The 16114-nt window shown below is 62.6% G+C and carries 17 protein-coding genes; 12 read left to right on the top strand and 5 right to left on the bottom strand.

Annotation, left to right across the window (positions count from 1 at the left end; all coding sequences use genetic code 11):
- Positions 1–522: 522 nt before the first annotated feature.
- Complete coding sequence (locus tag ABID26_RS27890) at positions 523–1377, bottom strand: thermonuclease family protein (RefSeq protein ID WP_292302742.1); 855 nt, start codon at positions 1375–1377, stop codon at positions 523–525.
- A gap of 555 nt (positions 1378–1932) precedes the next feature.
- On the opposite strand from ABID26_RS27890, the gene ku reads away from it, so the two are divergent.
- On the top strand, positions 1933–2757 hold the full coding sequence (gene ku, locus ABID26_RS27885) for a non-homologous end joining protein Ku (protein WP_292340619.1): 825 nt from the start codon (positions 1933–1935) through the stop codon (positions 2755–2757).
- On the opposite strand, the gene ABID26_RS27880 is transcribed toward ku, so the two are convergent.
- From ABID26_RS27880 to ABID26_RS27870, 3 genes are read right to left on the bottom strand one after another with little or no spacing between them, the layout of a single operon-like run.
- The gene (locus ABID26_RS27880; protein WP_292367217.1) at positions 2714–3016 is read right to left on the bottom strand and encodes a hypothetical protein; all 303 of its coding nucleotides are present in this window, start codon (positions 3014–3016) and stop codon (positions 2714–2716) included. The two genes, ku and ABID26_RS27880, sit on opposite strands and share 44 nt — an antisense overlap.
- The gene (locus tag ABID26_RS27875; protein WP_126098514.1) at positions 3013–3306 is read right to left on the bottom strand and encodes a hypothetical protein; all 294 of its coding nucleotides are present in this window, start codon (positions 3304–3306) and stop codon (positions 3013–3015) included. The genes ABID26_RS27880 and ABID26_RS27875 overlap by 4 nt, the downstream gene beginning before the upstream one ends.
- A gap of 22 nt (positions 3307–3328) precedes the next feature.
- Positions 3329–3484 (bottom strand): hypothetical protein, encoded by a 156-nt coding sequence (locus tag ABID26_RS27870; RefSeq protein ID WP_292302739.1) that lies wholly within the window; start codon positions 3482–3484, stop codon positions 3329–3331.
- A 79-nt stretch (positions 3485–3563) separates the two neighbouring features.
- Between ABID26_RS27870 and ABID26_RS27865 the strand changes: the two genes are divergently transcribed.
- Positions 3564–3884 (top strand): hypothetical protein, encoded by a 321-nt coding sequence (locus ABID26_RS27865; RefSeq protein WP_292340617.1) that lies wholly within the window; start codon positions 3564–3566, stop codon positions 3882–3884.
- A 40-nt stretch (positions 3885–3924) separates the two neighbouring features.
- Here ABID26_RS27865 and ABID26_RS27860 read toward each other — a convergent pair whose 3' ends face one another.
- Entirely contained in the window at positions 3925–4092 is a 168-nt protein-coding gene (locus tag ABID26_RS27860) for a GYD domain-containing protein (protein WP_292302737.1), read from the bottom strand.
- A 402-nt stretch (positions 4093–4494) separates the two neighbouring features.
- Here ABID26_RS27860 and ABID26_RS27855 point away from each other — a divergent pair, with 402 nt between their 5' ends.
- The 10 genes from ABID26_RS27855 to ABID26_RS27810 all read left to right on the top strand — a co-directional run bounded on the left by ABID26_RS27855 (position 4495) and on the right by ABID26_RS27810 (position 16085).
- Complete coding sequence (locus ABID26_RS27855) at positions 4495–5565, top strand: helix-turn-helix transcriptional regulator (protein ID WP_126098517.1); 1071 nt, start codon at positions 4495–4497, stop codon at positions 5563–5565.
- Between the two features lie 574 nt (positions 5566–6139).
- Positions 6140–7207, top strand: a complete 1068-nt coding sequence (locus ABID26_RS27850) for an OmpA family protein (protein ID WP_292302736.1) — start codon at positions 6140–6142, stop codon at positions 7205–7207.
- A gap of 14 nt (positions 7208–7221) precedes the next feature.
- Entirely contained in the window at positions 7222–8139 is a 918-nt protein-coding gene (locus tag ABID26_RS27845; protein ID WP_292344306.1) for an SH3 domain-containing protein, read from the top strand.
- Positions 8140–8200: 61 nt separating this feature from the next.
- Positions 8201–9796, top strand: a complete 1596-nt coding sequence (locus ABID26_RS27840; RefSeq protein ID WP_354417157.1) for a PAN domain-containing protein — start codon at positions 8201–8203, stop codon at positions 9794–9796.
- Between the two features lie 18 nt (positions 9797–9814).
- Entirely contained in the window at positions 9815–10405 is a 591-nt protein-coding gene (locus ABID26_RS27835) for a hypothetical protein (protein WP_292340613.1), read from the top strand.
- Between the two features lie 100 nt (positions 10406–10505).
- Entirely contained in the window at positions 10506–11930 is a 1425-nt protein-coding gene (locus ABID26_RS27830) for a fibronectin type III domain-containing protein (protein WP_292367219.1), read from the top strand.
- A gap of 64 nt (positions 11931–11994) precedes the next feature.
- On the top strand, positions 11995–12693 hold the full coding sequence (locus tag ABID26_RS27825) for a jacalin-like lectin (protein ID WP_354417155.1): 699 nt from the start codon (positions 11995–11997) through the stop codon (positions 12691–12693).
- A 2-nt stretch (positions 12694–12695) separates the two neighbouring features.
- Positions 12696–13721, top strand: a complete 1026-nt coding sequence (locus ABID26_RS27820) for an SH3 domain-containing protein (protein WP_354417154.1) — start codon at positions 12696–12698, stop codon at positions 13719–13721.
- 488 nt (positions 13722–14209) lie between these two features.
- Positions 14210–14857 carry a hypothetical protein gene (locus tag ABID26_RS27815; RefSeq protein WP_292344302.1) on the top strand — a complete coding sequence of 216 codons (648 nt, stop codon included), beginning with the start codon at positions 14210–14212 and terminating at the stop codon, positions 14855–14857.
- 244 nt (positions 14858–15101) lie between these two features.
- Positions 15102–16085, top strand: coding sequence for a hypothetical protein (locus ABID26_RS27810; RefSeq protein WP_292367312.1), 984 nt, complete (start codon positions 15102–15104; stop codon positions 16083–16085).
- Positions 16086–16114 lie beyond the last annotated feature (29 nt).

The raw sequence follows: 16114 nt of genomic DNA, 5'->3' as shown, positions 1-16114 counted from the left end.
CCGGTGACTGTCTGCCGCTGCATCGTCTACGCAGCGCCCATTGCGAGGCACAACACCGCGCGGTCCGCGCGCGACCGTGCGGGTGAATTCTTCCACTGGGCCAAGGGTGGTCGCCAAGGTCGCCCGACTGAGGCCGTGGGCGAAAATGGATATCGATTTCGTGCGTATGATCGCGGCCGAGCGAGAGGACCGAAGGGGTTGAAGCTTGTTACCTCGCGCTTGCGCGGTGCGGCCGGCAAGGGCGGGCGAGGCGCAAGCAGTGGCGCGGGGCGACCTGGCGCTATCTCAGTGACGCTCGCTACCTTCCCGAACCCGTTCTCCGCGCCGCGATCACCTCGGATTCGACCGTCATTCTCCCGGCGGCCTAATCGCTGGGAGAATGACGACAGCGCGCTGTTCGCCGGCAGATCGCTCGCGCCGAGCACCATGCTCAACCCTTGCCGCCGCTCAAGCTAGACAGAGGTGCCGTGATAACGATCCTGAGCTGGCTACCATTTTTCCGATGAAAGGCTCCTGATACTTTCAGCATAGCGTCTCGCACGCCACGCCGTCGCCGTCCCGATCCAGCTTACCGCCCCATGAGCAATTCTGCAGATACCATTGGGCCTCATCGCAGGAACTGATCTGCTTGCATGTCCGCCGCGGCTCGCACAAATAGCCACTCTGCGCGATCAGCTTGCGGCTCATGATGCCAAGCGGTTGGCTCGACGGTGCCGCGCCGTCGGGAGGCGATGCGCGCCAGTCCCATGGCGCCTCGAACCTCCCAACCCACATGCCAACCTGCGCCGCCTGCGCTTTCGCCTGCTGCGCCGCATAGGCGCCGTGGCTGTAGCGGGGCCAGTCCAGCGCTTGGCCGTGATCGACCATCCATTCCGCCACGCTGGCACCGTCGGCGCGCCGGCAGTCGCCGACGAACCGGTGATAGCGATCCCAGGTCACGAACGTGCACTGCACCGGCCTCGAGGCGGCCAGAAACCCCTCAAGCGCCTCCGCCGAGTGCCGGCCGCAGGGATATTCGAAGCCCTTGGCGTCGTCGCAATATTGCTTGCTCTCCGGCGCGTCGATGCCGTTGAAACGGATGCGCTGCCCGTGGATCTCGATCGTGTCGCCGTCGATGACGGACGCGATCCCGGTGATCGGCTGCGGCTTCGGTCCGATCAGATTCGACAGGTTGAGCTCGGGCAGGCTGTCGCTGTGCTGCATGGCTGTTTGAGCGGCCAGCACGCCGGCCGTGGCGACAGTCACGAAGATCAGTCGCCGCGGAACGCTCGCCCAATGCAAAGCCCGCGACCGCTTTGCGCCGGTGCGCTTGCGCCACTGTTCAGACCGATTGTCGTGCCGTGATCTGTCCAAGCCCCGCCCCTCTAGCAACAGCATGAGGCAAATATTGACCGTTGTCTACAGAATGACCCGGCACCATCAGACTTGGGTCGCATCGCAAGCAGACTGTTGCGTCATTTTTCTGGGCGTACCGCCGAAGTATTGTTCAGCGATCAACAGACCGAAGCCGGGGGGCTTTGTCATGATGTACGTCGTCAGTGCATTCGAAACTTGGTATTGGCAACCCGTCCTCGCAACGAAGAATGCCGCTGAGGCATTGGCGCTCGCTGAAGAGATTGGTCAAAGGGGACGCCTCGAACAGAAGCCGGAACCAGATGCACCTCGGGCTACCACGGGGCGGCGAACCGGTCAGATCCCGCCAGCCAACGATCAGTGAGCGCACACTTTCGTAAGGGACGGGGTTGAACTCAAACGTTCTAACCAGGGTGCCGTGACCCCCTAAGCATTGCGATGATATCAAGGGCCTCCTGCCGCTTGAACGGTCCAATGGTGGCCCCTAAGCGTAAGGATTTCCGGGAAGAAAACTAGCAGTCGGGAACCACGGTCGGCGCCAGATGTTCCTGGTGATCAGAACGATGACGGGAATGGCACATGGCGGCCCCACGCGCAGTCTGGAAGGGTTTCCTTAAGGTCGGTTCGGTTTCTTGCGGCGTCAAGCTCGTCGGGGCGACCAGCGAGGCCGGAAAAGTCCACTTCAAGATCCTCAATCGAGAGAACGGGCTGCCCGTCAAGAGCGCCTACGTCGATGAAGAGACCGGCGACGTCGTTCCGTCGGAAGACCAGATCAAAGGGTACCAGGCGGACAAGGGCGATTTCATCGAAATCGAGCCCGACGAGATCAAAAAGCTGAAGCTGACCTCACAACACACGCTTGAAGTAAGCGAGTTCGTCGCCATTGAGGACATCGACACGCGCTACCTCGAAAAGCCCTATTATGTGATTCCTGCCGATGGCGCGGCGTTGGAAGCCTTCACGGTGCTGCGCGAGGCGATGGCAAAACAGCGGGTCGCGGCGAGATCGTGCGTCGTCCTCTATCAGCGCGGCCGGGAAGTCGTTATCCAGCCCTTCGGCAAAGGCATGCTACTGACTGAGCTGCGCACCCACAACGAGATGGTCTCCGAAAGCAGCGTATTCGATGACCTAAAAAGGCCGAAATACGACAAGGATCTCTTGGAGATCGCCGAACTGCTGATCGATAAGAAAGTGACCAAGTTCGATCCGTCGAAATTCGAGGACACCTACGAAGACGCGCTCATTGCCATGATCGATGCCAAGCGCAAGGGCAAGAAGCCGCCAAAGCCCGCGCCTCAGCCAAAAGAGAACGTCGTCAATCTCGCTTCCGTGCTTCGAAAGAGCCTGGAAAAGGAAGGCATCAAACGCCAGCCCAAAGCAAAGGCTGGGCGCAAATCGGCGTAACTGGCGAAGCAGATAAGACTGCCTTTCCCGCTCGCATCATCGCCCGCGCGATGGCCAGTTCTGCCTCGACCCTAGCTTTTTCCTTCTGGGTCATGTTGTCCGCGGCGATCAGGCGCCGCAGGGCACGCACCACCTCGCCGCGCGTCCAACCCGCCTCCAGCATGCAATCGACGATCGCCTGAAAACCTGGCTCCATCGCTTCTTGGCAGTCAACCTCGCGGTCGGCGTATTCGCCGTCGTGCCTTGGTGCGTTGATCATGCGTTGCCGTCCACCGCGCTTTCTGCGTCCAACTGGTGCGGCACCGGCAGATAGGCGTTGGCTACCAGCCACTCGCCAACGATCGTTTCCACGAGATCGAGCTTGGTCTTGTCCATCTCGGCGGCCAGGCCGTTCAGCACCTCGTCGGTGTTCGGATCGAGGCTGAGCCCGCCGACGTTTCTGAGCAGCAGCGCGGCCCTGCGCAGCAGCACTTGCAAATCGGCCCGCGAAGTGTCTGCGATATGGTCGGCGGCACTCTCCAGTTCATGCACGAATTGATGACGGGACATCGGTCGCTCCTACAGGAATTGCTCACCTTCTCAGCGGTGCTCGAAGCAGAGGCGCCTGCTTCGGCTTGGCGAAGCCCCAGCCGGCATCCTTGCTGCAGCCGTCGTGCTCGCAAAAGTGGTGCTGCACGCCCGCCAGCGTGGCGTACTCGGACTTGGGCAGTCTGATTTCGTCGCTCATGGGCAACAGTGAACGAAATGAGAACAAAAGAGTCAAGCGGCCCCTTGACCGGACAGGAATATGTTCTCAATTCGAATGCATGCCCGAGCAACTGGAGAAGTGGCCGAGAGGCGCCGCCTGGACCCTGACGCATGCCCATGACGCGGGGCAGGTGGCGGGCCTCCGCTGCGCGCGCTGCAATATCACGCGCTACTACAAGCCGATCGAGCTGCGGGAGGTGATCGGCAACGTCACCATCGATGAGGTTAGGGACAAGGTCCGCTGCCAACAGTGCAAGAGCCGGGAGTGGATGAGCGCGCAGCTATTCCACCCGACCGGGGAGCAGGCCCACACGATCCGCTTCCGGCGCCTGGTGCAGATTCGGTGGGAGAAGCGTGTGATCTGGCAGGATGAGACATAGGCTGAAAGGCGCCGAGCACAAAGCCCGGCGCCAGCTTCAATCACCCGCGCACGCTGGCAACATGGCCGTCAGACCAATTCGCCAATATCTTGGTCATATCTGTCGTATCGAACGCCCTCAGCGTCTCAGTTCTGATGTTGCCCATTGATGCGATTGATAGGGATAGGGTGGTCGCAGCAATGTCGTCCTCGGCTTCGGCAATTGCCACGACATCCAGTTAGCGGTGTGTCCACAACAGAGTGTGAACCTTGATCCCGCTTTTGCTGGCCATTGCCTTGAAGGCCTCAGCACGCTTCTGGGTGTCCTTTATGGTCCTCAGACCTTTATCGGTGAAATTCTACAGTAATACGCAATAAGCTATTGATCCCTCCCAAAGATGGGACGGGCGGGCGCTCACGGCGCGTCCGCCGGCGGTCATGAACGACAACCGCACGCCTTGGCGCGGAACAGATGTGCAAGCCCGTCCTTTAGTCCCAATCCTGATTCGGGGACGTCTTCGAAAATTTTCAGGCACTTTGTCCCTAGGCCGCGGATGCATGGCACAGTGGCATCGAATTTGTTAGCGTACCCGTTCGCAGCACAAAAAACAGGCTGCACAAGATGAGTGCAAATGCTCACAGAAATTGTCGATGCGCTTTATGAAGCCGCGTTCATAGCGGAAAAATGGCCCGCTGTTCTCGAGCAGATCACCAATGCGTCGGCATCGAAAGGCGGTGCGCTCTTCGTTTTCGCGGATAGCGCGCCGGTTCGCGGAAAGGCCGTCGCATGGCTGCAGGATTTGATGAGCGAGTTCCTGCAGGACGAAAGCCTGCGCTTGTCCACTGCGGCAGCGCGTATGGGCACCGTCCGGCCCTCCAGCTTCGTGGATGTAGACAGATTCATGACGGCCGACGAGGTACGGGACGACCCGATACGCGTCCGGTTGCGCGCACGTGGCCTGGGCGTGAATGCCTGCGCAGCCATCCCCATGCCCAGCGGTGAGCTCGCAATGTTTGTTTTCCAGCGCGGGCTGGACGAAGGGGGCTACGACGAGCGGCAACTTGAAGTTCTTGATCGGATGCGGCCCGACATGGCGCGCGCCACGCTCGCGGCCGCGCGGCTTGGCCTCGTGCAGGCGCGCGGCGCCGTCGATGCCTTGGCCAAGATCGGGCTTCCGGCCGCCGTTCTCGCCGCCAACGGCCGTGTCCGGGTGACCAACGGCCTGTTCGATCGCGAGAAGTCGCTGTTCCTGCCGACGGCATTCGGCGGCGTCGCCGTCGCCAACTCTGAGAGCAACCGCCTGTTCCAGGCCGCGCTGCAGGCCGTGCGTGGCGGACTGCCCCCGCGATCCATCCCAGTGCGCGGCACCCCGCCGGCGGTGGTCCACGTCCTTCCGCTCAAACGGAGCGCGCATGACCTTTTCGAAGGAGGTGATCTGATCGTCGTCGCGACGGCGATCTCGGCAAGCGCTCTGGTACCGTCCCCGACCATCTTGACGGGCCTCTTCGATCTCACACCTGCCGAGGTAAATCTTGTGACCGCGTTGGCCAAGGGACATAGCCTCAAGGCGGCGGCAGCTGAAGCTGGCCTGCAATTCTCCACTGTGCGCACTTACCTCAATCGTATTTTCCGCAAGACCGGAACAAACCAGCAAAGCCAGCTGGTTGCCCTCATGAAGTCGGCACACCCGCTGCCGCGCTGACCGAGGCTCCCAGGGGCCAACCCTTCGAACGCGCACCATCGCTCTCTCTATCATCATATGATGATAGGCGACCCATGGTTTTCACGGCAATTTCTTCTGCGGTGCCTGATGCTGTCCCGCAGACGAAAGCGACGCCGCAATTCGTCTGCCAAGCATGGCCCGTCGGCAAGGGGCATGGAGATGCTGGCAAGCATTGTCCGCGGTTCACAATCTGTAGAGAGCCTGCTGACGCGGGACCGCACTGTCGTGCTTGGCGATGAGCCAATGGCCATCCTCGTGACCCCCAAAAGTAAACCAAACCCGCCAGCATGTGCGATTAGGCGATCCCCGCCTTGTCATCGCGCCGAAACGCGCAGCAGTTTAGATCGAATGCGCCCAAATTCATGGCGCCAATATCCGGCATACAATCATTCAATTTCCCCCAGACGCTGTTGCGGCCCTAAGCAATGGGAGCGCGCTACAGCTGCTTTCGGCCAATGTCTCTGCTGCGCGTCGCGTTGGCGGTCCGGTCGCCGGTCTTGTTGGCGCAGCAGTCCACCAATCCATCGGCTCGAGGTGTGAGAGGATGAGAACCATGGCCAGCACGAATAGGATCGGCGCCATCGCCGTGCTGCTGATCGTTGGTGGACTAGGCATGGCGCTGCCTGTCCGGGCGGCGGATGTCGAGGGCAGTTCCGATCACCCTCTGGTAGGGCGCTACGAGGGCGCCGAGATCGTCGGCTACGCCGTCAGCGAATATGACGAGGCGAACCTCGTCGAAGGACCTTTCTCGCCGACAAGCACCAATGGCGGCACTGGCTTCAAGACGGTCGAGGGCCGCAGCGCGCTCATCTACTACGCGCTGCCGCAAGGCCATTCGACGCTCGAGGTTCTCCGCAACTACGAGGAAGGTCTAAAGGCGAAGGGCTTCTCGGAGGTCTTCACCTGCGCCACCAAGAATGGCTCCTGCTTCGAATCAGGCCAGCCCGAGGGTGGATATCTGCTTGGCCAAGCCGTCGGCGATCCGCTCAGCCTGCCGAAGCTTTCGGACGACTATGTGCACAACTGGTTCCAGGAAGGCGGGCGCTACCTTCTCGCACGGCTCGAGCGCCCGGAGGGCGCGGTCTACGCAGCTGTCTATCTCGGCGAAAGCGGCAGCGGCAACGTTGCCGTCGTCAGGGTCGTCGAGACGAAGGCGATGGAGACCGGCAAGATCCGAGTGGTCACCGCGAAGGAGATCGGCTCGGCGCTTTCCGACGTCGGAAAAATTGCGGTCTATGGGATATTGTTCGACTTCGACAAGGACATCATCAAGCCTGAGTCCAAGCCGACGCTCGACCAGATCGCGCAGCTGCTGACGTCGGAGCCCGACCTCAAGCTCAACATTGTCGGCCACACCGATAACCAGGGCGGCGCGGACTACAATCTTGACCTGTCCCGCCGCCGCGCCGCCAGCGTCGTTGCCGCGCTCGTTTCCCAATATGGCATCGCCGCCGATCGCCTCGCCTCTGATGGCGCCGGCATGACGCAACCAGTCGCATCCAATGACACCGAAGAAGGACGCGCCAAAAACCGCCGCGTCGAACTACAGCGGTACGACCCGGGCGGTGGTGCTTCTGGCGGAAGCGGCGGCGCTCCGGCCAACTCGGGCAACGCCGGTTAGGCAGGACAAGGCACGTGGCAGTAGGCGAGGAGGACCGTCAAATGGCTACCAAAGAATGCCGGACCGGGGCCGGTGGGTTCCGACTCCTTCTGCTGGGCATAGCTACGCTGCTTATCTTGGACTTTCCGACTTTAGCTGCTTCGAATGTCGACCTCGTGCCAGCGGCAGGCACAAGTGCAGGCAACAAGCACAAGACGCTCAGGCCGGCCCGCGGCGATGACGCCGAGGGAGGCGGCATACCTCAAACACCAGCGGATATGGGTGGCATGCCGCCGATGCAGCAGGCGGATGGCATCTGCGGCGATGGCAATGCAATGGCAACGGTGGCGATCAACCAGCCGGGCCTCGACAAGCTCAACGTGCGCAACGGTCCCGGCGGCCAGGTGGTCGGCACGGTGGCGGAAGGCGATACAGTTTCGGTGATCGGCCCGTGCGGTGCGATCAGCGGGGCGGCGGGCTTCGCGAAACCGAAGACGCAGCAAGGCGGCGGCGGCGGTGGTTGGTGCCAGATCAGCGCGCCGGTGCACGGTTGCGTGTCGTCCCAGTTCCTCGCATTCGGTGGCGACACCGGCTTGTCCGGAGGTGCGGCCGGCTTTGCGAAATCGAAGAGCAAGCCGCAGGTGTCCGCGTCGGCGACGGCGAGCTTCGGTGGAAGCTGGAGCGCCAATGCCGATAACGTTGTCTACAGCCTCTCGCTCAAGCAGAAGGGAAACAGCGTCTCCGGCAATTATCAGGGCGCCGACGGCAGCGCCGGAAATATCAGCGGCAAGATGAGCGGCAAGATCCTGCGCTTCTCATGGGTCCAGAAGGACGGCACTCGTGGGAGCGGCAAGTTTGTGCTCGCCGGCGACGGCCAGTCCTTCGACGGCACCTACAACTTCTCCAACAACCCCGATGCTGTCGAGGGCAGCTGGAGCGGGACGCGGCAATGATCGCCGGCATCTGATGTTTTCGTCGGACGCAGCTTCAACAGGTGCCCGGAGGAGCTAAGCCATGTCTTTCGAGCGAACGGCGCGCCGCTTCTGCGGGCTTCTCGCGATGTTGACGCTGATGTCTCTTCCCCAGACACGCCCGGCGCATGCCAGCGACTGCACGACATTCTCAGGCGTCTGTGTGGACGAGCGCCTGACGTTCAACGGGAACTCCCGCATCCTCGAGATCACCCTATGGCCGGATGGAAATACTGACGTCTTTAACGTAATCGTGCCCGGACAATCCCAGACGGAATGGAAAACTGGTTCAGTTCTAAGGCTGGCGGTTCAGCCGGATGGCACGGTGACCTATTCGGCACAGGGTTGCTACGGCGGCAAATATGGACTGTCGTCGAGTTGCGGGAATTGGCGGCAGGTCACGCGGCGATTCCCGCCCCTCCATTCTGCCAGCACCGGCAGAAGCGGGGGCGACTCGACCGCCGAAACGGGCGTCGATCGACCGGGTCACGATTACGACCGGTTCGATTTGGAGGCCACAATCGCAGGCTTCGGACCCTGCAAGTCGGCGTGCGAATCCGACGCGAACTGCAAGGCTTGGACTTACGTCAAGGCGGGCATTCAGGGTCCGAAAGCAATATGTTGGCTGAAATCGGCTGTGCCACTGCCAACGCCGAACGGCTGTTGCGTCTCGGGTGTGAAGGCGGGAACAGCCTCGGCACCACCTCCGGCGCCGGAGAAGCCCGTCAAGCACACCGGTAGGAGCAACGCGTGTGTCGCCTATGGCGATCGCATGACCGCCATCGCCGGTGAGGCGCGGGGTCTTGGCTGTAAATTCGTCCAGATCGCTCCCTGGAATAATCCTCACGACTATTGGGTGCAGCGATGCGTGGCGCATTCCGGTGACGGTGTCGCCGATTCCGAAGAGGCCAAGTTCAAGCAGCGATTGAATGACTGCACGGCCGCCGGACGTGGCTCCGAGGGAGGCACGCCGCTGTCGTCCGGCTCGGGTAGTGTTGGCACCGGCACCGGTTCCTGCAGCGGGGGGACGGCAACGGTGGTGATCAACCAGCCGGGACTGGACAAGCTCAACGTGCGCAATGGTCCCGATGGCCAGGTGACGAGCATGGTCCCGGAAGGCCAGGCTGTGTCGGTGACCGGTCCATGCGGCGAGAACGGCGGCGCTGCAGGCATCATGGCAAAAAAGCAAAGGGGTGGCGATGGCGGCTGGTGCCGGATCAGCGCACCGGTGTCCGGCTGCGTCTCTGCCCGATTTCTGAAGTTCGGCGGCGGGGCAGCCGGGTTCGCCAAGAGCGCGGCGGGGTTCGCCAAGTCGAAGGGAAAGCAGACATCGGTGTCTGCAGCTGCCGGCTTCGGCGGAAGCTGGAGCGCCAATGCCGACAATGTCGCCTACGACCTCTCGCTGCAGCAGAACGGCAACGGCGTCTCCGGCCGCTATCAGGGCGATGACGGCAGCGCCGGGCAAATCACCGGCAAAGTAAGCGGCAACGTGCTGCGCTTCTCCTGGGTCCAGAAGGACGGCACCCGAGGCAGCGGCAAGTTCACGCTCGCCGCTGACGGCCAGTCGTTCGCGGGCAGCTACAACTTCGGCAACAACCCCGATGCCGCGGAGGGCTCCTGGAATGGGACGCGGCAATAGGCAAGGGAGCGCACGATCGTGACAGGTTACACCATCAGTCGATTCCTGCCGCCATTGGCAATGTTTGGCGCTCTCCTGCTGCCGGACGGCACGCAGGCCGCCGCCCTCAAGCTCACATGTGGGCGCGCCGATGTGATGAACCCTAAGTGGAGTCTGCCGATGACGTTTGCCTATCCAGGCGGCGACGCCGGCCCGGTTACGGTCACCGGACCTTTCGGCGACTTTTCGATCGCTGTTAAGCACTCCTCTACGTCAATCCAGGGTGAGGCCGGCGAGGCTCTGGACGGCACCGCCAAGGTTCGCGTCAAGCTGCCAACTCTCACCGATCTTGAAGCATGCATCGAGCAAACCCGCGATCCGGCGTCGAAGCCGGACGACAAGGACGCGTTCCTCAACGCGCGCGACGCGTGCCTGCAGAAGCTCGCCCCGGCGCCGGGGGGCGCCGAAGTCGTAGCGGGACTGAGAATCGGGTTGCTCGCCGACAAGGGCGATTCGAGCGGCGAGGACGGCTTTGTGGATCTCAGGCTCAGGTACGAGGGCGAAAGCCGGGCGCCTGACGGAGCGATGACCGTCGAGCCTCTTCCAGCTCAGTGCGTGTTGGAAAGGTGACTCGATCTGGGGACCAGGTGACGAGTGGGAGCCCCAGACACATGACTGGATTTCAGCTGCGGATATCAACACACCAATTCAACCGGTCTTGGAGTGCATAATGCCCCTCATGTCAGTTCTGCGGACATTGGTAGTCGGCCTTACGGTCATGTCATGCGCGGTAATCGCCACCTCAGCGTCCGCTCGCGACCGTCCGGGAACGCCGACAGATCCGCAAATATATGGAGGGTTGGGGCTTGGCGTTACGGTGATATGGAAAAATACGGCGGGAACCGTCTTTACAATCGGCGGAATTCGTCCCGAATTGGTCGGCTTCGAAGTTGAGATGACCAAGAATGGTAACAAGTATGCGCCACCGATATCGGGATTACCTCGGGAGGTTGGAGCCAATTGGAACCCTTCCTTCTTCGAATACCACACGACGCCCAACCAGGTGCCGACCAGCCCAATCAACATAGTCGGCTTCACCATCAAAGAAGTAGACCCGAACACCAAATACTGTTTCAGAGTCAGGGCACGAAGAAAATCTGACGATGTTGTTTCGGCGAATTGGTCAGGCACATCTTGTGTCACGACGGGATCGCCGCCGACGAAGCCCATAAAGCATACCTGCCGGGCCGGCGATCGGGGGGCGTGCTCGACTGGTGAAACCCCATGGGCGACAATTTGCGTTCGTTATGCGATGGCAGCCGTTAAGGCCGTTAAGGAAAACGGCAGTCGTGGCTGTGGTGGCACCGGCGCACAATGGGCTTCGAGCGGGGAGGATTACATCAAGTGGTGCATGAGTCACAAAGACGACATGCGGCTTCTGGACATGGAAGCCAAGGCGCGATCCGATGCGCTGGCCGTTTGTGGCAGCGGTACCGGCAACGCAAGTGGCGGTGGTGATCGGGCCGATAACTCCTGCGGCGGGGGGACGGCGACGGTGGTGATCAACCAACCGGGGCTGGACAGGCTCAATGTCCGCAATGGTCCCGATGGCCAGGTGACCGGCACGGTTCCGGAAGGCCAGGCTGTGTCGGTGACCGGTCCGTGCGGGGGGACCGGCGGCGCTGCAGGCATCATCGCAAGCAAGCAAAGCGGCGGCGATGGCGGCTGGTGCCGGATCAGCGCACCGGTGTCCGGCTGCGTCTCTTCCCGGTTCCTGAAGTTCGGCGGCGGGGCAGCCGGGTTCGCCAAGAGCGCGGCGGGGTTCGCCAAGCCGAAAGAAAAGCAGATATCGGCGTCTGCAGCGGCCGGCTTCGGCGGAAGCTGGAGCGCCAATGCCGACAATGTCGCCTACGACCTCTCGCTGCAGCAGAACGGCAACGGCGTCTCCGGCCGCTATCAGGGCGATGACGGCAGCGCCGGGCAAATCACCGGCAAGGTGAGCGGCAACGTGCTGCGCTTCTCCTGGGTCCAGAAGGACGGCACCCGAGGCAGCGGCAAGTTCACGCTCGCCGCTGACGGCCAGTCGTTCGCGGGCAGCTACAATTTCGGCAACAACCCCGATGCCGTGGAGGGCTCCTGGAATGGGACGCGTTAATGATCGCGGGGACCTGACGCTTCCGTTGGACGCGACGCAGCAGCAACATCAAGGAGGTCACATCATGTCTCACCGTTCGACCGCTCGGTGTCGCTTGCTGGTTGCCCTCTGCCTTCTTGCCGCGCCGCTCCTGGCGCCGAGCGCTTTTGCCGAGCGCGAAGCCGGCTCCTTCGGCGGCCAGGGCGGCTCCCCGTTTCATGGAACCTGCTCGCCCAAGGCGCTGGCCGGGGTCTTCCTGCGGGCCGGCAAAGCCCTCGACACGGTCATGATCGACTGCGGGACGCTCAACAAGAACGGGACCGTCACCGACGTCATAGGCGACGCCCATTTCCACGGGGGTGGCAGTGGCGGTGACCCGTTTGGCAGCACTGGCCGGTTCTGCCCGAAGAATGCGCTCGTGACCGGCATGAGGGTGTGGAAGGACCACAACAACATCGTCAACAGCTTCATCCTGCGCTGCACCTCCATGACCGACGGCACCAACACCTGGACGACCATGCAGGCCGGGGGAGAAGCCATAAACGATCCCGTGAAGATCCTCTGCAAGAAGGACGAGATCGGGACCGGCATCTACGGTCGCGCGGGAAGCCTCATCGACAATATCGGCCTGCTCTGCGCCGACAACCCGATGAAGGTGGCGGCCGCACCGCCGCCAGACGTGCCGGAGAAGCCGATCAAGATGACACGCAGGGGCGGCCCGGCGGCGGCGGTCCGACGCCGGGCGGGGTGCTGTCGTGCCAGGGCGGCGGCGGAATGCAGGTGACATTGAAGGACGAGACGGGTGTCTTCGTCGCCTTCAACCACGCATCGCAACCGGCCAACACCGCGCCGCCGGGGCCTGGCCAATGTGCTTGGGCGGATCGGCTCTTTGCGCCGAACGAGCAGCACTGGTTGGCGTTCAATCCGAACAAGCCCAACGGGCAGCAGCTGCTGCAAGCGGTGCGGGGCGGCACTTTTCAGGTGACGGCAATACCGATGACCGCATTTGTCATGGTCAACGCGATCAACAACGTGCAGGTCGTGGACGGCACTCCGCTGTCGCCGGGGCCGGCCAACGCCGATGATGCCGGGGGAGGTGACACGCCTCAAACACCGGCGGATATGGGTGGCATACCGCCGATGCAGCAGGCGGATAGCACCTGCGGCGGCGGCAATGCAATGGCAACGGTGGTGATCAACCAGCCGGGGCTGGATAAGCTGAACGTGCGCAGCGGCCCGGGCGGCCAGGTGGTCGGCACGGTGCCGGAAGGCGGCACGGTGTCGGTGATCGGCCCATGCGGTGCAATGAGCGGGGCTGCCGGCTTCGCCAAGCCGAAGACGCAGCAAGGCGGCGGAGGTGGCGGCGCCGGCGGCTGGTGCCAAATCAGCGCGCCGGTGCACGGTTGCGTATCCTCCCAATTCCTTGCGTTCGGCGGCGGTGATGTCGGCACGCCGCCCGGAGGGGCGGCCGGGTTCGCGAAGTCGAAGGGAAAGCACCAGGCAGCGGCGCCCGCCACGGGCGGCTTTTCCGGACGCTGGTCCGCCAATGCCGACAACGTCGCCTACAGCCTCTCGCTCAAGCAGAAGGGCAACAGCGTCTCCGGCAACTACCAAGGCTCCGACGGAAGCGCCGGCAAGATCATCGGCGAGGTGAATGGCAACATCTTGCGCTTCGCCTGGGTGCAGCGCGACGGCACCAAAGGGAGCGGCAAGTTCATGCTCGCCGACGATGCCCAGTCCTTCGACGGCAGCTACAGTTTCGGCAGCAACCCCGACGCCGTCGAGGGCAGCTGGAACGGAACACGACAGTAGCCACTGCAAAAAGAGGCGGGAAGTCATGAAAACACTCCAGACAATCGCGGTCATGCTCTGCATCGGTCCGCTCGCGAACTCACCTGTCTTGGCCCGCGGTTACGACGGGAGCCGCAATGACGACCAGGCGATGGTCGCTGCCGCCTCGTTGCCGGGACTGGCGACGGCCGGATCGACGGCGGCGGGCACCGTTCGGGCGATCCAGGTGGCGTGGAATTGCCCGCCTGGCTACGTTGCCGGCCGGTACTATCGCTCCTGCGTGCTCGCGCGGAGACTGTCGCACCCAACGTCGAGACCGGGCGCAGAGCAGTTGTCCGGTGCAGCCGCCGCTAACCGAACATGCGTCGCTAAGGGCCTGGTGTTTGCTGGCGATATCACCATTGCCACGCACGGGGGGACGTGCATGTGTCCGCCGGGCCTGAGGAGTTCGGCGATTAACAACTGGGCGTCTTCCCCCAACGAATGCTTCCCGTGACGGAGACTTCAAAATGTCAACTTTGAAAATCGCTCTGTCGCTCCTGACGATCCTGCTTGGTATCGCCGTCGTTACCACCGCCGCCGCGGTCGCGGCCGAGCGGCCCTATAGCACCCCGGTGGTTCGAGCCGCCGCCTTTGGCTGCACGTTCGACGACGGCCAGTTGATCTGCGGCACCGTCAAGAAGCACAGGCGAACCGCCGGGCAGCAGGGCGGTAACGAGGGCGACGGTACCGTGGGCGAGCCCCCCTGTCGTCCAGGCGGCGCCGCGGGCCTGACCAGATTCGGCATGCCCTGCGACGTGCAGGGAGGTCATAAAAACAAGAAGAAGAAAAAAGACGTCGACGTCGAAAGTCAGGGTGAGCGCTCGTGCCCCCCTGGCTATGTGGTGCTCAAGGAGAAAAACAAGTATGGCGCGTTCTGCGAACCGAAGGAAGGATTTCCCGCTCAGGCCGACCAAGATGGCGCAGGCCCTGTGCCCGCAGCTTCCCGAAACGTTTGCTGCAAGCCAGGTGAAGGAGGCCCCTACGTTTGTTCCAGCGACAGCACTCCACCTGAGGCAGAGGCGTCGATTCGGTCTTCATTGCAAAAGCTGTTTCCAGCGGGCCACGTCACCTGCGCCCCCGAGAGAGCCCAAGGAGGGATCCCCCCAGGCTTCTAATGCCGTCGAACGCTCGGGTGGGGACTGGCCGCCGCAGTCTCGGCAACCCCTGGTCGACCCTGAACTGATGGAGAATTCCAATGTCACTCTGGAAAATTGCTCCGTCTCTCCCGCCGGCGCTGCTTGGTATCGCTGTCGCCACCGCCGCGGAAGCGGGCGCTTCGGAGCGGCCATTCAGCGCTCCGGTGCCACAAGTCGCCGCTGGCGATCCGGTTGGTTTGTCTCTTTGGCGGAGGGTGGAATGATGTGGGATTTCTCGGTCGCCAGATCCGTGGCGATCATGCTCAGGACTTGGCCGTTCATTCTTTTCCGGACGATCGTCTATTTCGCCATGACACTGGCCTATATCACGGCGACGGGCACAGGCGCCGGCATCGGCTGGGGTGTCGGCCACATCTTTGCCGACGGCGGGCCGGAAGGCACGGCCTTCTACGGCGGCATTGCCGGCTTCGCGCTGGTTTCCATCGCGCTCTACTGGATCCGCGAATATATCCTCTACGTGCTGAAGGCGGGGCATGTCGCCGTCATGGTCCATCTGATCGACGGTCGCAACGTGCCCGGCGGGCAGAGTCAGATCGCTTATGCAAAAGAGGTCGTAAAGCAGCGCTTTGCCGAGGCCAACATCCTCTTCGTCGTTGACCAATTGGTGAAGGGAGCGATCCGCGCCGTCACCAGTCTGCTCGGCGGCATCACCGCCTTGCTGCCCATTCCGGGTCTGGACGGGCTGATGCGCTTCGTCAATACGGTGATCCGCATCTCGCTAACCTATGTCGACGAAATCATCCTGGGCTACAATATCCGCATCGACTCATCCTCGCCCTCCGAAACCGCCCGGCAGGGCGTCGTGCTCTATGCCCAGAATGGCACGAAGATGGTCACGAACGCGGTGTGGCTGGCGCTGATTCTGTGGGGCGTCACCTTCGTCATCTTCCTGCTCATGCTGGCGCCGGCTGGCGCGATCGTCTACCTCATGCCGGGCCAGTTAAGCGGCTGGGGCTTCGTGCTGGCGATCGTCTTTGCCTGGGCACTGAAGTCTGCCTTCGTCGAGCCCTTCGCCATCGCCTCGCTGATGCAGGTCTATTTCAAGGCGATCGAAGGCCAGGTGCCGGATCCGGGATGGGACGACAGGCTCGCCGCGGCGTCGCGCCAGTTCCGCGAGTTGAAAGAAAGGTCGATGTCATCTTTCGACGGGAGGCCGGCAGGGCCGGCGGCGCAGCCCAGCATATGAAAGTCGCAGAGTATGTGAGGATTCGCATG

It is taken from the genome of Mesorhizobium shonense, assembly GCF_040545255.1.
Taxonomy (GTDB): domain Bacteria; phylum Pseudomonadota; class Alphaproteobacteria; order Rhizobiales; family Rhizobiaceae; genus Mesorhizobium; species Mesorhizobium shonense.
Note: the sequence above shows the minus strand (reverse complement) of the source record. Positions and strands in the feature narration are given on the sequence as shown.

Excerpts from the sequence above, each read along its gene's own strand:
- ABID26_RS27890 (WP_292302742.1), bottom strand. The coding sequence starts at position 1,377 with ATGCTGTTGCTAGAGGGGCGGGGCTTGGACAGATCACGGCACGACAAT.
- ku (WP_292340619.1), top strand. The coding sequence starts at position 1,933 with ATGGCGGCCCCACGCGCAGTCTGGAAGGGTTTCCTTAAGGTCGGTTCG.
- ABID26_RS27880 (WP_292367217.1), bottom strand. The coding sequence starts at position 3,016 with ATGATCAACGCACCAAGGCACGACGGCGAATACGCCGACCGCGAGGTT.
- ABID26_RS27875 (WP_126098514.1), bottom strand. The coding sequence starts at position 3,306 with ATGTCCCGTCATCAATTCGTGCATGAACTGGAGAGTGCCGCCGACCAT.
- ABID26_RS27870 (WP_292302739.1), bottom strand. The coding sequence starts at position 3,484 with ATGAGCGACGAAATCAGACTGCCCAAGTCCGAGTACGCCACGCTGGCG.
- ABID26_RS27865 (WP_292340617.1), top strand. The coding sequence starts at position 3,564 with ATGCCCGAGCAACTGGAGAAGTGGCCGAGAGGCGCCGCCTGGACCCTG.
- ABID26_RS27855 (WP_126098517.1), top strand. The coding sequence starts at position 4,495 with ATGCTCACAGAAATTGTCGATGCGCTTTATGAAGCCGCGTTCATAGCG.
- ABID26_RS27850 (WP_292302736.1), top strand. The coding sequence starts at position 6,140 with ATGGCCAGCACGAATAGGATCGGCGCCATCGCCGTGCTGCTGATCGTT.
- ABID26_RS27840 (WP_354417157.1), top strand. The coding sequence starts at position 8,201 with ATGTCTTTCGAGCGAACGGCGCGCCGCTTCTGCGGGCTTCTCGCGATG.
- ABID26_RS27830 (WP_292367219.1), top strand. The coding sequence starts at position 10,506 with ATGCCCCTCATGTCAGTTCTGCGGACATTGGTAGTCGGCCTTACGGTC.
- ABID26_RS27825 (WP_354417155.1), top strand. The coding sequence starts at position 11,995 with ATGTCTCACCGTTCGACCGCTCGGTGTCGCTTGCTGGTTGCCCTCTGC.
- ABID26_RS27815 (WP_292344302.1), top strand. The coding sequence starts at position 14,210 with ATGTCAACTTTGAAAATCGCTCTGTCGCTCCTGACGATCCTGCTTGGT.
- ABID26_RS27810 (WP_292367312.1), top strand. The coding sequence starts at position 15,102 with ATGTGGGATTTCTCGGTCGCCAGATCCGTGGCGATCATGCTCAGGACT.